This is a genomic window from Anaerolineales bacterium, from assembly GCA_015075625.1.
Taxonomy (GTDB): domain Bacteria; phylum Chloroflexota; class Anaerolineae; order Aggregatilineales; family UBA2796; genus UBA2796.
The window spans coordinates 1,421,885-1,437,239 of sequence record JABTTZ010000001.1; the positions used below are offsets into that span (position 1 = coordinate 1,421,885).

The window sequence follows — 15,355 nt, forward strand, 5'->3', positions numbered from 1 at the left end:
ACCCGATGGAATCACCACGCGGGAACGGGCAAGGGTAGCAAGGGTGGGCGTTCCGGGCGCGATTCAATGCTCACCCGCTTTCCGCTGTGTGCCGCCTCAATGATGCCATGCATCACCTCTAAAACGTGCAGCGCAAGCTCCCCGCTGGCGCGATGGGGACGTCCCTCGTGAATGGCGTTCGCCATATCTGCCAAGCCCACGCCCCGCCGCCATGCGCGATTATAGGGCTGGTCCTGTTCCACCCACTCTGCCCCATTAGGGATATACAGGCGCACACTGGGATCAAACCCGTTTGGATCGGGGAGGGCGAGCGTCCCCTTTGCCCCGTAGAGTTCTAGGCGGGGGAGGCGATGCCCTTGCACATCAAAGCTGCTGATCAAGGTGGCAATTGCTCCTGATTCACATTCCAACGAGGCGCTGATGTGCGTATCGACATTCACCGGAATACGCCGCCCATCGCCAGCGATCCGCTCTGGGAACGACGCCCGCGCTGCCGCCGTCACCGTTCGCACCGCTCCCAACAACGTGACAAAGCAGGTCACCCAATAGACGCCCACATCAAAGAGCGGACCCGCCCCGGGTTGGTAGAAAAACGCCGGATTGGGGTGCCACCCTTCCGGGCCACGACCCATGAAGAAGCCCGCCGCCGCCACTGGATCGCCAATCACCCCCTCATCGAGGAGTTTTCGTCCGGTTTGGTGTTCGGCAAAGAGGAAGGTATCTGGCGCACAGCCCACGCGCAGCCCTCGTTCCGCCGCCGCCTTCAGAACGGCATGGGCGTCGGAAAGGCTTACCGCCAGCGGCTTTTCCGAATAGACGTGTTTCCCCGCCTGAATCGCCCGTAGGCTGATCTCGGCGTGAACATCGGGGATCGTCAGATTCAACACAATGTCAATTCCCGAATCGGCAAGCAGCTCATCTACGGTCAAGGCGCGGGGAACACTCCATTCCGCCGCCGCATGTTGGGCGCGAGCCTGATCACTATCAGCACATGCGCCAATGGTGATTCCGGCGAACTCACGCACACCTTTGAAATACTGAGCGCTGACATTGCCCGTGCCAATAACACCAATTGTCACCATAAGGGTACATATCCTTTTGCGGTTGAGATTACGACCTGTCCGGCGGATTGTAGCACTAGATTCTGTTGGCATTCTAATCCCTGTAGGGGCGCAAGTCCTTGCGCCTTTGGATTGGGATACCCCATTGGATGTGATGTCCTTCTGAAAAAGAAATGACAATTCGCAACACCGCTGTGACACGCCCTCTGCCCGTTCTCTGTTATACTGTGAGGGCATAGAGCGCGGCAGTACCCCCGGAGATACCTTGAACATAGAACGCCCTATTCTCATTGTTGATGATGACTCGGATTTACTTGAATTGTTCGGAATCGCCTTGAAACGTCTGAACATGCCTATCATCAAAGCGAGCAGCGGGAAACAGGCGCTTGAGCTTTTGAATACGGAAACGCCCCGCCTGATTCTTTTGGATGTGGCAATGCCTTCGGTGACGGGGTTGGATGTTTTACAGAAAATCCGCGCCGACTCGCGCTTTAACGAAACAAAGGTTGTTATGCTGACCGCCGTCCCAAACTTGATCGATCAACAATCGATAGGGATGGTGTCACGGGTGTTGGTCAAACCAATTGCCCCCATCGCCCTCGAAAGTAACATCCGCGAGGTTTTGGCAGAGTAGTATTCATTAACCACAGATAGAGTGAGACGATCATGACTATCCCTTTTTATGGCACATTAATCTTTTGGGCAGGGCTGCTCTTTGGTGGGTTTGTATTCGGAAAGCCGAACGCAGACCAAACAAAACGTATCCCTACCTTAAACCGTTTGGGATCGTCGTTGGCGCTTGTTTTGGCGGGATGGAGTCTTTATTTTCTCCATCGGGGGACGCTCATTGAGTCCTACGCCCTCTTAGTCGCCCTCGGCATGACGGCTGGTTTTGTAGGCGATCTGTTCATGGCGGTGGAAAACATCATCGGCGGGATGGGCGCTTTTGGCGTTGGGCATATTCTCTATAGCATCGCCTTCCTCGGCGGTCTTCAAATTGTCCGAACGCTAAACCCCGAAACACCCGCTGTCTTTGCCCCGCTTGCTGTCTGGCTGGTGATCGGCGTTGTGGCCTGGTATGTGATCATGTTTCGGGGAAAGACTGCCCTCCCGCAGGTAATGCGCTTCGCGGGCTTGGGCTATGCCCTTCTTTTGACGGGGATGGCGGGGGTGGCATGGTCGCTTGCCTTTTCCGTACCCCCCTTTTTTCCGTTGGCAATTGGAGCGGCGCTTTTCGTGATCAGCGACCTGATCATCGCCGGGCAAATCTTCGCCGGTTGGCGTTTTCCTTTAATTGGTGATCTCATCTGGCTTACCTACGGACCCGCCCAAGCCTTGATCGTCCTCAGTGTGGGGACGGCGCGGGTACTCGCCCTGATTTCCTGATGATTCGTGCCTGCCTCGTGATCGTCCTGATCATGGTGATCGTTAACAGCGGCATAAAGCCCACCCATGCCGATGATTCCACCGCCCTTCGCCGTCCTATCACCGCCCTTTGGGCTGATCCGGCTGGTTCGCGCTTGCTCATTGGGCGTGGCACGATGCTGATCCTTGCCGAAGTGACCCCTACGGCTGTCGTTGTCACCCATGAAATCCCTCTTGAACGAGGGATCATTGGTGGGGTGGGCATGACCGCACAAGGGATCCTTGTCGCCTTGACCGAACGGGGGATTTTCACCCTTACCCCCGATAGGGTGATCATCGATAACCTTCCCGGTGGGGGGAATACGCTGCGCATCGTTGGTGATCAGATTCTCATTGCCGCCCTTGATGGCGGTGTCCGGCTTGCCCAAATTAGCCCAACCGGAGTGATTACCTTGCTTGGGGAGCTAAAACCACAGGGGAAAGCGTTCAGCGCCGCTCTTGATGTGAACCAAGCACACGTTTGGGTAGCAGAAGGGGCGGCGGGCGTTCATGCCTATGCCCTTCAGGGGGGGGCACCCCTAACCACCCTGAACGATGTGACGAACGCCGATCAGGTCTTGCGCGACGGAACACTGCTCTACGTGGCGGGCAGCGGCACGCTTTATGTGTTTGACCTTGCCACAGGGACACCCCGCCTACAAACACGACTCTCCCTAGAGCCAACAACGAAACCGGAAGGGGCGAGTGCCTGGGTGGTCAGTGACATGCTTGCCATCGGCAGCCGTCTGTATATTGGGCGTTACGCCGGCAATGGGCAGGGCGCGGATGCCCTGATCATCGATCTGACCGCAACCAGCGCAACACTCACTGGGCAAATTGGGATCAGTGGATCGGGTGAACACCTTGCCCTGCGGGGGGATGATTTATTCGTTGGCTCGGTCAATGGGGGGTTGCAGCGTGTCTATGTTGGGCGCGGTGAGGTCACCCTCATTGCCCAATGGGATGCGCCTCCCCTTGCCCTTACCGAAAGCCGCCCTTGCGCCCCCACGAATCCGCGTCCACCAGATCGCGGTGAGGCGGATAACCCCCTCACCTTAGAGTGGGATGCGGGTTGTGCAGCAGCAACGTATGAGGTGTGGATCAATGGGGTCTTAACGGCAACCCTCCCCGAAACAAGCCTGACCTTCAACGCCGACACCGCCGTTGTAGCGTGGCGCGTTGTGGCGCTGACTGAAACGGAACGGGCAGAAAGTGCCACATGGCGCGTTGCCCTCACCACCAAAGGCTGGTTAAGCACCCCTTCGGCAATGCCCGCCGGGGAACGTCTCTATACCCCGCCGTTCATTGCCGTCAACTATCCTGGACAGCTTTTTGCCGTGCTGTGTGGGGCGGTTTCTGCCGGACTTTTGGTTATTGTTGCTGCTGCCTTGTTTTTAGGCAACCGTGCGCAGCGCCGCATGGATCGCTTTCATTAACGAAGGGTTATCTCTTTTACAGGCTACTGTTCAGCCTTCCCGCTTGTTATGAAATTGCAACACAACCTCTCTCGAACGATATGTTACTATTCAATCAGTTGAGAAAGTCAGTAGAGAGACTCATGTAAGTCTTTTTACGGTGTGTGTTAAGTCTATAGGCAATCCAGCGTCAATAGAGGCAGTTAGAGACAGGATAGGCTAACTATCTGTGTACCGTGTCATGGTATGTGATCAACCTATTCGTTAGCACCTTCACCTAACCCCATCCTCTCACCATACACAACGGGGAGCAAGTGAAAACGCCTTTCTCAGACGAATACCTTGCCCGTGTGGTTTTCCTGATTGAACACGCAATGTAGGTAAGCACCTTATGGGAACGATGGCTCTCATTGCCGACGATAGTCCAGCCTTTCAAGAGATCATTCGGTTGGTGCTTGAACATGTTGGCTATGAAGTGGAGGCAGTGGACAATGGAAAGAAGGCGCTCGACGCGCTGAAATGTCGTCGTTTTCATGCCTTGTTTCTTGATCTTGATATGCCCATTCTCAATGGGAACGGCGTCCTTCAAGTGGTACGGTCATTACCGGGTTGTCAGGAAATGTTCATCATCGTGGTGACGGCAAATTCGCATATGCAAGGGACAGAGATGGAAAATGCCGATTTCATTATGATGAAACCGGTCAAGGTGGAAGAACTGGCGCAGTTTGCCGAACGGATCAAACGCACGCCACGCCCACCGGCGCTCTAAACTGATTTATCTAATTCACCTGAACCTTCGGAGAACCGTGCTGTGAACAAAGCAATACAACCGCTGACCCGCTGGTTCAAACCACGTACCACCGATCTGAATCTCGTCTTTCGGGAGCGCACCATCCGCACCCTGGTTGCCTCGCTGTTTCCGGTGCTTTGTTTGGCGCTGTTCACTTCCCTCTTCCTCTTTGAAGCCCATTGGGAACTGATCTCCTACCCAACAGCGGAGCTGCTGGCAGGGATCATGTTGATCCTCTCCGCGTTGGCAATCTCGCAAGGGCGAATTACCCTAGCGGGGTATCTTCTTGTGGCGATGTTCATCGTCTTTTCGGTGTTCATCCTCACCGTTCCGCGCTCCCCGGCAAATGTTTCCATCACGGGCAGCCTGTTGACGTTGGTCGTCGTCGCCCTCGTCCTCCCCCGGCGAACGATTTTCCCCCTGACAGTGCTGATTTCCTCGTTGGTGGCGCTTGTCGCCTTTATCCATCCGCAATACAGCGGTATTGCCGTTCAATTTGTGATGAACAACATCCTCGTGTTGTTCGGCATCGCCATTTTGCTTTACCTGCTGCTCACCGAGTTTGATAACCGCCTGCTCTTTACCGAGGCTGCCCGCCGCGAAACGGAACAGGCGTTGAGTGTTGCCCAAGTTGCCCGCAACGACGCCGAACGAGCGAACAAAGCAAAAGATCAATTCCTCTCCATCATGTCTCATGAACTGCGCACCCCGTTGGGCGCAATCATCGGCTTTATCGGCATTTTGCAAATGGGGATGATCAAAGACAAGAAAGAGGCGCTCCCCCTTTCTGCTACACAGCAGCGGATGCTCAAAGATTCGCGCAGTAACGCCGAACACTTGCTGACCCTGATCAACAGCATCCTTGATCTGGCGAAGGTGTCTTCGGGGCGCATCCTTCCTAACTTCAGCGCGGTAAACCCCCAAGATGAAAATTTCATCGCCGGAACAGTGCTGTCCCTCCGCAGCCTTGCCATTAGCAAAGGCATTGATCTGAATCTGGAAATTGATTACGACCTTCCCGCCGAAGTTCAGTGCGACCTGATGCAAATGAAACAGGTTGTTAAAAATTTAGTGGGAAACGCCATAAAGTTTACCGAAAAGGGACAAGTCACCGTCTATGTGCGCAAGAAAAGCGCCGAGGATTGGCAAATTTTAGTTCAAGATACGGGCATTGGCATTAAGCCCGAACAGGTCAAAAATATTTTTGATCCCTTCTATCAGGCGGATAACTCTGATTCCCGTACCCGCGAGGGGACAGGTCTGGGGCTTGCCATCGCCAAAAGCTACGTTGAATTACATCATGGGGGTATTCAGGTTCACTCGACACTTGGCACGGGGACAACGTTCACCGTGACCTTACCGAACAACCCGCCCTCACCCACCACTGCTGCACCAGAGGGGCTTCAGAATGGACACTAATGATCCCACCACATGGAATGTTTTGGTTGTTGACGATGACGACAGCAATCGAATGGTGATTAGTCACATCTTGGAGTTTTATGATGCCATTGTGACCGTGGCGACCTCTGGCAAAGAAGCGTTGAGTCTTTTGAACACCGCTCATGCGTTTAACCTGATTCTGCTTGATATTCAAATGCCTGAGGTCAGCGGTTGGATGGTTCTGGATGCCATTCGCAGCGCACCGAATGGGCTGCGCACCTTGCCGATCATTGCGATTACGGCGTTGGCGATGGCAGGAGACCGCGAAAAAGGGCTGGCTGCCGGCTTTAGCGGTTATTTGGTAAAACCGCTCAACCCGAACACCTTTATCGACAACATCAGCCAAATTCTGGCTGGGTTGCAACCTATATAAGGAGCATAGGATGGCGAACCTAACGAAAGTTCTGTTGGTGGACGATGACCTCTCAACGCGGCACTTGTTCGAGGCGGTACTCGACTATCATGACATTCAGTTGATGATTGCGGGTTCAGAAAGCGAGGCAATGGATTGTCTGACCCAAACCGCTCCCGATGTGATCGTCCTTGATATTGTCTTGCCCGGCAAAGATGGTTACAAGGTACTGAAGGCGCTTCGTGCCAACCCACAGGTGCAATGCCCTGTCGTTGCCACAACTGCCTACTACACCTTAGATAGCGTTCCGCAGTTTGTCCAAAAGGGCTTTGATGGCTACCTACTTAAGCCCATTCAGCCCGAACAACTTGTTGAGTACCTGCAAGGCATTGTTGGCTCTAACCAGTAAAGACCAGAGGAAACCCGCTTATAGCGGGAGCGGCTGGGGACTCACTGTTGAATATCGTTGCTGAATACCATCGCCTTTTTCTAATAGGGGCGCTGAACACACGAATAATCTGAGAAGAAAGGAGATGCGGACTGTTGCCGGTTGAACACCACAGCACCCGCACCATCTGATGACCTATTCCTTAGAGTGTGCGCTAAACGACCCAGACCACCTCTCACCCTCCGCTTATGACATTGCGGCTGCTGCTCTCTATAATGGGCAGCAGCGCACTCTTGCCCTTCGCTGGCTGCTGAAATATGAAAACAGTGACGGAACATGGGGCGATGCCTTCTCGTGGCAATACCTCTACCTTTGCACCTACGCCGCTGCTCTCGCCCTCTATGTTGGCGGAGAGCGCCACCATGCAGAGAAGGCGCTCCAACGCCTGCCCACTATTCCGACCAGCTTCCCCTCCAATTGGACGATCAACTTTGGCGGGCAAATTGCGGCGCTGGATGCCTATGCCGAGGCGGAATTAGGGCTGCGCGTGAGCCACCCCCCGGAAGTCCAAAAAGATATCGATTATGACCGCCTAAAGTGGACCAAACTAATCACCCTTGATCTATTCTATGATCCAGCCATCTCGCTGGCGGGCTTCTTTGGCGAATGGGTCTACACCCTGCGCGAACGGATCGATCTCCCCCGCTTGCTCTGCCACTTTCAGGTGGAAAATGGCTCGCTGAGCAATTCGCCCAGTTCATCAGTCTTTTTCTTGCTTGCCTGCGATGCTTTAGGCTTCACAAACCCCTCATTAGAGCGGCTGCGGCTTTACGTCCAAAACATGAATCCCTTCTTAGGGCAGATGGGGACATTAGACCAAGCCCCGCATTTCGCCACCGCGTGGCTGCTGTTATTCAACGATCCAGCGCGAGAGGCAATCCCTGATATAGAACCTGTCGCCGTACTGCGTCGCGCCCTTCAACCCTATGGCAAGCTGATCTCGACAGCGGGGAATTCGACCTTCCCGGGCGATGTGGATACAACCTCTGGCGCAGTGATCGCCCTGAACCTTCCCACCGAAGAACGGGCGGCAATCATGGGTGCCTTAGAGGATATGTTTGAGTGCGATCATTACCTCACCTTTCGCCATGAACGGACGCCCGCCGTAACAACGAATGTCCATGCAGTAGCGGCGTGGGCAGAAAACCCTCACACGCCAGCCATCCTCGATTGGATCGCGGGCGAAATGGTGGAAACGAATGGCTTTCCTCGCTGCAAATGGCACGTCTCGCCTTACTACACCCTCGGTGAGATTGGGCGTTTGTTCGCCCCGCTCCATCACCCCACCGCCCAAAAACTGGCGGTGAACGCGGGCGAGATTTTCCTCAACCAGCAGCTTCCCTCTGGCGGGTGGGGGTTTTACAGCGCCACCTCCGAAGAAACCTGTTATGCGCTTTTGGCGCTAGAGGCGCTTCGAGAGGCGAAACTCTTAGAGCATATGCGCGTTACAAAGGCATTGGCACGGGGGGTAGACTTTCTCAACAGTCATGATCCCGATTACAGCGCCTTATGGATCGGACGCTCCCTCTTTTACGTTCCCCCACTGGAACGTTGGCTGCGGCAGCGCTGCGCCAAAATCAAGGTGAACGAGAGCAAGCCGATCACCATTCTTTATGTAGAGGATAACCGCAGCTACCATCTGATTGTGGACACGTGTCTGTCGGATGACAATCATCAGGTCGATTGTGTCGAGTCTGCCGAGGACGCTTTACATTACCTTGAACACAATCGTCCCGATGTGGTGATCCTCGACCTCAGACTTCCGGGCATGAGCGGGTATCAGGCGGTGCGACGGATGCACGAACTGCGCCCCGGGCTGCCCATTGTGGCAACCACTGCTTATGTAGATCGGCATACATCAGCCCAAATTGAGACGCATGGCTTTCATGGTTTTCTGGAAAAGCCGTTTGAACTTCACAGCCTTATTTCCTGTGTCGATTCGGTGGTCAATCGTGGGGTCACTGACACATGACCAGCACCATCCCCACCCTAGATGAATGGCTTGCCGCGCCCTCGGAGGCGATTGCAGCAATGGTTACTCCGCGCCAGGTGGCGGTGATGCTCTCTATTGATGGGACACGCCGCCACTACTTGCTAGAAACCAATCAAAGGGAAATCACCGACTTCGATGCCTATACGCAGTACTCAGCGGCGAGTCATGTTGCCGTTTACGAGTCCCTTTACCGCCTCGGCGTCAAAACTATCCTTTCGGCAATCCTCTACCCGCCGAATTTTCGACGCAGTGAGCGCTATTTGAAGATGGCCGTAGGCGCTTGCCGCGCTCTGCTGCTGACGGGAGCATTTTGCGACTTGTATGAGCGTCTTGGCATTCGCGCCCGTCTTTATGGGGATTACGATCTTGCCCCCAACGCGGCGCCCGTCTGTGAAGACCTTGAATCCCTTGCCGAGACCCTGCGGGAAACAACGCCAGAGGGTGAGCGTATGATACTCTTTGGCTTTACCGCTGGCACGTTTGCCGAGGAAGCCATTGCCCGCACGCTGATGCACCACGCCGCCAATCAGAAGATGCCCACTGAAGAAGCGCTCCGCCGCGCCTGTTTCCCCGAAGGACCCGAACAGATCGACATACTTATCATGGCTGGCTGGCTGCGGGTGGGCAGCATCTTGCCGCCCCTCCTCGATAACGGCAAGACGGATATTTATGTCCTAAATCATTTGGCACTCGATCTCTCCGAACTTCAGGCGCGGCGCATCCTCTACGATCACCTCTTTCTCCGTTGGGCAGGACCAGAAGATGATGCCCACTACACGGATGAGGATATGGCTGCCCTGAAAGCCTATTACCAGACCAGCGAGAAACATATCCGAGGGCTTGGACACGTGGTTGGTCCTGGCTTGTGGTATGCCCTGTAGACATGTAGACAGCCTCGCCCACCCTCTCGCCACAAGCAATATAGCCAGATGCCTACACACACTAGGGTCTGTTGAGGTTTTTGGGTCAGAACCCCTCACCCCTAGCCCCTCTCCCACGCAAGCGAGGAGAGGGGAAGAATTCATTCCCTCTCTCTGTTGACGGGGTGGGGATTAGGCTTTCCAAGCCCCGAAGGGGTGGCTGCCTTCAGCCCGCTGCTTTAGCGGCGGGCGCTCACGCAGGGGGATGGGCGCAAGACCTTGCGCCCTACGAGAATTACACGATCACCAGAACCTAGACCCTAGTTCAAAAACGCCCTCACTCCCCCTATCCTCTCCTCAGCGTAGGTGAGAGAGGGGGAATCATTCCTGTACGGATAGGGTCTAACACGCCTACATGGTGGGGGATGTAGGCGTGTATGCTAAAATCCCATCGGGTCTTATCACCAGAAAGTAGGCAGCATGGTGCGACAGCGTGTGATCGTTATCGGCACGGGGATCGCTGGCATGGTGGCGGCGTATCTCCTGAACCCTCACCATGATATTTTCGTCTTTGAGCAGAATGATTACATTGGCGGACACACGGCGACGAAGATCGCCCGCGAAGGGGATCGGGACATCCCCATTGACACCGGATTTATCGTTTTTAACCCGCCTGCGTATCCCGGTCTTGTCCGCCTTTTTGATGAACTGGGCGTCCCTAGCCAGCTTACATGGATGTCCTTTTCCGTCTCCGACCAAACGAATGGCTTTGAGTATGGCAGCAAGACACTGAACAACACCTTTGCCCAGCGCCGCAACCTGATCAACCCGCGCTTTTGGCGCTTCATCATCGACTACTTTCGCTTCAACCGTGAGGCAAACGCCGCCCACAACGATCCCGCTTATGCCAATCACACGCTCGGACAGTTTGTCCGTGAAAAACGTTATTCGCCCTTCCTGATTCGGGAATTCATCATCCCCGCCACCAGCGCGATCTGGTCATCTCCTTACAAGTTCACGGCGGACTATCCGGCGCAGTCCCTGTTTACATTTTTCCGCAATCACGGGATGCTTGGCTCAGAACGCATCCGTTGGAAAAGCGTCATAGGTGGGAGCAAGGTGTACGCCGAAAAACTGACCGCATCCTTCCGAGATCGGATCAGCCTCAACAATGGAGCGGAGGCAGTCCGCCGCACGGCGACAGGTGTTGTCGTCAAACTGCGCGATGGGAGCGAATGTGAGGCAGATCAGATCGTCCTTGCCACCCACTCCGATCAGGCGTTGCGGATGTTGGCGGATGCCTCCCCCGCCGAACAGGATGTGTTGGGGAATATTAAGTACCAACCCAACGAGGTTGTGCTGCACACCGACCCGCGCTTTATGCCTCACAACAAACGGGCATGGGAATCGTGGAATTACCTGCTCTACCAGCAAGGCGAGGACGATTATCCAGTGACGATGACCTATTGGATGAACATGCTGCAAAACCTTGAAGGGCTCGGTGCAAAGCGCGATTACTTCGTCACCGTAAACCCGCAGCGTGAGATCGCGCCCGATGCCGTGATCGGACGGTACACCTACCACCACCCTCTTTACGATTTCGCCGCGATCAACGCCCAGAAACGCCTCCCAGAGATCAACGGGACGAACCGCGTCCATTTTTGCGGGGCGTGGTGTCGGAATGGCTTTCACGAAGATGGCTTACAATCGGGGGTCACCGTAGCGAAGAATTTGGGAATCAGTTGGTAACTCTGTGACCCACCAACCGCGTGTTGCCATGCTCAGCGTCCATACCTGCCCGCTCGCCGTGCTTGGGGGGAAAAAGACGGGCGGGATGAACGTCTATGTCCGCGAACTTTCGCGGGAGTTTGGACGGCGGGGAATCGCGGTGGATGTGTTCACCCGCCGCCAAGACCCCTGCCTACCCCACCTGAATCAACCACTTGGCGAGAATGCCCGTGTGATCCATATTCCGGCGGGCTCCAATGCCCCGCTCGACCCCGATCAGGTCTACCCGAATCTGCCTGAGTTCAGCGCAAACGTTCTGCGCTTTGCCGAGACCGAAGGCACACATTACGATGTGATCTACAGCCATTATTGGCTCAGTGGGGTTGCCGGACATGCCCTTCGTTCGGCGTGGCATGTCCCCCTCATCCAGATGTTCCACACCTTAGGTTTGATGAAAGAGCGGATCACCGCCACAGAGGGGGATCGTCGCACAGATCGCCCCGCCGACTTACGCTCCTTCAGCGAGGCAGACATTATGAGTTGGGCAGATCGGGTCATTGCCGCCACCCCTGCCGAACGGACGCAAATGCTCTGGCTCTACCATGCCTCACGGCGGAAAATCGCTGTCGTCCCGCCGGGGGTGAACACCGAACAGTTCCACCCCATGCCACACGAGAGGGCAAAAGCGGCGTTGAATCTTCCCCCGAATGCCCGCCTACTACTTTTTGTCGGGCGCATCGAACCGCTTAAGGGGGTCGATACGATCTTGGAGGCGCTGGCACTCTTGAAGGCTGAAACGCCCGCCCTCACCGAAAACCTCTGCCTAAGCATCATCGGCGGCGACCCGACCACCAGCGGGGAAAATGCCGAGATGGATCGCCTTAAGGCGCTGTCTCAGTCGTTGAATCTGCGTGATGTTGTCGTCTTTTTGGGGGCAAAGGATCAAGATACCCTGAATCACTATTACGCGGCATCCGAGGCGTTGATCATGCCCTCCGACTACGAAAGTTTCGGGATGGTGGCGCTGGAGGCAATGGCGTGCGGGACGCCCGTGATCGCCTCCAATGTGGGCGGGTTGGCGTTCCTCATCCGCGATGGGGAAAATGGCTACCATGTCCCCGTCCGCGAACCAGAGGCGTTGGCGGCAAAGATCAGGCTGATTTTGGAACAGCCCAATCTTCGCGCCAAATTAGGCGATGCGGCTGCCCGCGATGCCGCCGATTATTCATGGGTGCGGATCGCGGATCGGCTGCTGGCAGTCGTTGCCGAGCTTAAGGCTTCCGCGCCGTGATGCGAGCGCTGAAGATATGCGGCATTCCGGGCTTGCGATCAATGAGCGCTCCGGGGTCGGTCTTATCCACCACCTCAATAGCGACAAAGCCCGCCTCTGCCATAAGCCGCGTATAGTCCTGCACATCAATCGCCCCGGTGAGGCACGCCGTCCACTGATCCATGTCGCGGCGCTGTTCGGGGGTGAACTCCCCATCGGTGACAATATCGCTGATCGAAACCCGCCCCCCTGATTTCAGAACACGGAACGCCTCTCGAAACACAGCGGGCTTTTCCGGCGAGAGGTTGATCACACAGTTCGAGAGGATCACATCAACGCTGGCATCGGCTACGGGCAGCGCTTCAATCGTCCCTAAACGAAAGTCCACATTGCTCACACCCGCCGTCGCTTTGTTCGCGTTTGCCTTTGTCAGCATGGCGGGGGTCATATCGACGCCGATCACCTTGCCCGTCTCCCCCACGCGCTTGGCAGCGAGGAAACAATCGATGCCCGCCCCGCTGCCCAAGTCCAAGACCGTCTCCCCCGCTTGCAGCGAGGCAATGCCCACCGGGTCGCCACAGCCAAGCGACATTTGGACGGCTTCGCTTGGCACACCCTCTAGCATGGTTGCCCCATAAAGCGGCGACCCACAGCCATTCTCCGCACAACATGCCCCATCCCCGCAGCAGACTGCCCCCACCACGTTCGAGGTACGGTTTTCCGCCAGTGCGCCATAGCGTGCGCTCACCGATTCCCGAATGGCGTTGGGGTCGATTGTTGTTCCATCCGACATAATGAGTCTCCTTGATGTATTGATGAACGTCGATATATTAAGGTAAAAAAAGGGCTGAACGTTCAGCCAATATCCTCAACGGAAATTGTCCCGCCAGCAAACGTGGAGGTAAAGTTTGGAGCAAAGCTGCGCATTAAGACCCCACAACAATAGGTGACCACTTCCTGATTCAGGGTGTAAAAGCGGTGGCGACCCTCCTGCCGAACAACGACAAGCCCTGCCTCCTCCAATTTTTGGAGGTGGTGGGTCACCGTTGGCTGGCTTAGCCGCCCGCCAAGCCCCTCTACAATCTCCGTGACGTTCAGCGTCGCGCAGCAGAGAAGCTTCATCATCGCCTGACGGTTCTCGTCGGCAATCGCTTTGGCAAACAACATCGGATCAACGTTCATATCTTCAATTATATTGATTGATTTCGATATGTCAAGGGGGCTGTTCCTTTTGAAAGTGTTGTACACTCGTTGATAGGCTCACATGCGCTGAATGTATGTTTAGAGAGGATGAATCGATCATGCCACAGTTTGGGATCGTAAACGCCACCCAATTGAATCTCCGCGCCCGCCCCACCACAGACAGCGAGATTGTACAGGTCTTATCCCGCGATGCGGCAATGGAAATCCTGCGCGATGCCGGATTCGGCTGGTTAGAGGTCAAACTGATTCCGAGCGGGACGAAGGGCTTTGTCTCGCGGGTCTTTTTGCGGCTGGTTGATTCACTCCCCGGCGGCACCGGGGGGACGGGTGGAAACACAGGTGGCGGCACACCAAGCGCTGCCCCCTCCCAACCGCTGAGCGGGCAAGGGCAAGTGACCACCGGACTCAATGTCCGTGTTGCGCCAAGCCTTGATGCCGCTGTGCTGTTCACCCTTCCGCAAGGGGCGCGGGTGAATCTTGTGGCACAGCAGGGGACATGGCTCAAGATTCGGCTCGATGATGGGCGGGAGGCATTCGTTGCCGCTCAGTTTGTGAATCTGAATCCAGCCCCGACCCCGACCCCCACCCCCACCCCCACCCCCACGCCGACGCCTAATCCGGGCGGGATCACGACAAAGCCGGGCTTTTTGATCAGCAACCTTGATCTGCTGTCCTTGCCACTTGCGCCGCGTGAATTAATCCCACCGCAGCGGGTAAACAGCAGCGACGCCGTGATTGAGCGGACGTGGAACACCTATGGGAATCTGTTGCGCGTCATGGCAGAGATGTTGAATATTCCGGTGAATACCGTCGTCGCCGTGATCGCCGCCGAGAGCGGCGGCTTTGCCTTCGGCGCGAATAACCGGATGATTATCCGCTTCGAGAATCATATTTTCTATCGCTATTGGGGCGTGCAAAACCAAGCGCTTTTTGATCAACATTTCACCTTCGATCTGGCAACACAATTTCGAGGGCATAAATGGCGGGCGAATCCGGCGGCGGCTTTTGAAGAATTTCACGGGAATCAGGAAAAAGAATGGCTTGTCTTTAGTTTTGCCCGCCGCCTTGCTGATACCGCCGCCATGCTCAGCATCAGTATGGGTGCGCCGCAAATCATGGGCTTCAACTTCGCCAGCCTCGGCTACACAAAAGTCCAAGATATGTTTGACCGCTTCTCAAACAGCGTCCACGCCCAACTGATCGGCGTCTTTGATTTCGTCCGGCGGACGGGCGCGGCGTCTCCGGCGTTGGTGGCACTTCAGCGGCGGGACTACCTGACCTTCGCCAGCATCTACAACGGGTCGGGCAATGCACCTACCTATTCGAGTATCATCCAAAACCACGTCGTGATCTACAACCGCCTGATCGCGCTGGCGCGGTAGAGTGACCCC

15 protein-coding genes are annotated in these 15,355 nt (G+C 55.7%); 12 read left to right on the forward strand and 3 right to left on the reverse strand.

The annotated features are described in order from the left end of the window. Positions 1 to 11: 11 nt before the first annotated feature. Entirely contained in the window at positions 12 to 1,082 is a 1,071-nt protein-coding gene (locus tag HS103_05890) for a Gfo/Idh/MocA family oxidoreductase (GenBank protein ID MBE7512329.1), read from the reverse strand. A gap of 244 nt (positions 1,083 to 1,326) precedes the next feature. Between HS103_05890 and HS103_05895 the strand changes: the two genes are divergently transcribed. The 11 genes from HS103_05895 (at position 1,327) to HS103_05945 (ending at position 12,782) form a co-directional block, all read left to right on the forward strand. Further along, positions 1,327 to 1,695, forward strand: a complete 369-nt coding sequence (locus HS103_05895; protein MBE7512330.1) for a response regulator — start codon at positions 1,327 to 1,329, stop codon at positions 1,693 to 1,695. A gap of 32 nt (positions 1,696 to 1,727) precedes the next feature. Then, positions 1,728 to 2,447: a lysoplasmalogenase gene (locus tag HS103_05900; protein MBE7512331.1), complete on the forward strand. Its 720-nt coding sequence runs from the start codon at positions 1,728 to 1,730 to the stop codon at positions 2,445 to 2,447. Beyond that, positions 2,447 to 3,901, forward strand: a complete 1,455-nt coding sequence (locus tag HS103_05905) for a hypothetical protein (GenBank protein MBE7512332.1) — start codon at positions 2,447 to 2,449, stop codon at positions 3,899 to 3,901. The genes HS103_05900 and HS103_05905 overlap by 1 nt, the downstream gene beginning before the upstream one ends. A 370-nt stretch (positions 3,902 to 4,271) precedes the next feature. Then, the gene (locus HS103_05910) at positions 4,272 to 4,649 is read left to right on the forward strand and encodes a response regulator (protein MBE7512333.1); all 378 of its coding nucleotides are present in this window, start codon (positions 4,272 to 4,274) and stop codon (positions 4,647 to 4,649) included. Positions 4,650 to 4,691: 42 nt separating this feature from the next. Continuing rightward, a complete protein-coding gene (locus HS103_05915) occupies positions 4,692 to 6,089 on the forward strand; it encodes a HAMP domain-containing histidine kinase (protein ID MBE7512334.1) in 1,398 nt (465 codons plus the stop codon). Continuing rightward, a complete protein-coding gene (locus tag HS103_05920; protein ID MBE7512335.1) occupies positions 6,079 to 6,483 on the forward strand; it encodes a response regulator in 405 nt (134 codons plus the stop codon). Before HS103_05915 ends, HS103_05920 begins: the two co-directional genes overlap by 11 nt. A 10-nt stretch (positions 6,484 to 6,493) precedes the next feature. Then, the gene (locus HS103_05925) at positions 6,494 to 6,871 is read left to right on the forward strand and encodes a response regulator (GenBank protein MBE7512336.1); all 378 of its coding nucleotides are present in this window, start codon (positions 6,494 to 6,496) and stop codon (positions 6,869 to 6,871) included. Positions 6,872 to 7,040: 169 nt separating this feature from the next. Further along, positions 7,041 to 8,882, forward strand: coding sequence for a response regulator (locus tag HS103_05930; GenBank protein MBE7512337.1), 1,842 nt, complete (start codon positions 7,041 to 7,043; stop codon positions 8,880 to 8,882). Continuing rightward, a complete protein-coding gene (locus tag HS103_05935) occupies positions 8,879 to 9,784 on the forward strand; it encodes a hypothetical protein (protein MBE7512338.1) in 906 nt (301 codons plus the stop codon). Before HS103_05930 ends, HS103_05935 begins: the two co-directional genes overlap by 4 nt. 459 nt (positions 9,785 to 10,243) lie before the next feature. Next, a complete protein-coding gene (locus HS103_05940; GenBank protein MBE7512339.1) occupies positions 10,244 to 11,512 on the forward strand; it encodes an FAD-dependent oxidoreductase in 1,269 nt (422 codons plus the stop codon). Between the two features lie 58 nt (positions 11,513 to 11,570). Further along, positions 11,571 to 12,782: a glycosyltransferase gene (locus tag HS103_05945; protein MBE7512340.1), complete on the forward strand. Its 1,212-nt coding sequence runs from the start codon at positions 11,571 to 11,573 to the stop codon at positions 12,780 to 12,782. Here HS103_05945 and arsM read toward each other — a convergent pair. Together arsM and HS103_05955 are read right to left on the reverse strand one after the other, a co-directional pair. Continuing rightward, positions 12,763 to 13,554 (reverse strand): arsenite methyltransferase, encoded by a 792-nt coding sequence (gene arsM / locus HS103_05950; protein MBE7512341.1) that lies wholly within the window; start codon positions 13,552 to 13,554, stop codon positions 12,763 to 12,765. The genes HS103_05945 and arsM overlap by 20 nt on opposite strands. A 62-nt stretch (positions 13,555 to 13,616) precedes the next feature. After that, on the reverse strand, positions 13,617 to 13,943 hold the full coding sequence (locus tag HS103_05955; GenBank protein ID MBE7512342.1) for a winged helix-turn-helix transcriptional regulator: 327 nt from the start codon (positions 13,941 to 13,943) through the stop codon (positions 13,617 to 13,619). A 119-nt stretch (positions 13,944 to 14,062) separates the two neighbouring features. Here HS103_05955 and HS103_05960 point away from each other — a divergent pair, with 119 nt between their 5' ends. Next, positions 14,063 to 15,346, forward strand: coding sequence for a DUF3380 domain-containing protein (locus HS103_05960; GenBank protein ID MBE7512343.1), 1,284 nt, complete (start codon positions 14,063 to 14,065; stop codon positions 15,344 to 15,346). Positions 15,347 to 15,355: the final 9 nt, after the last annotated feature.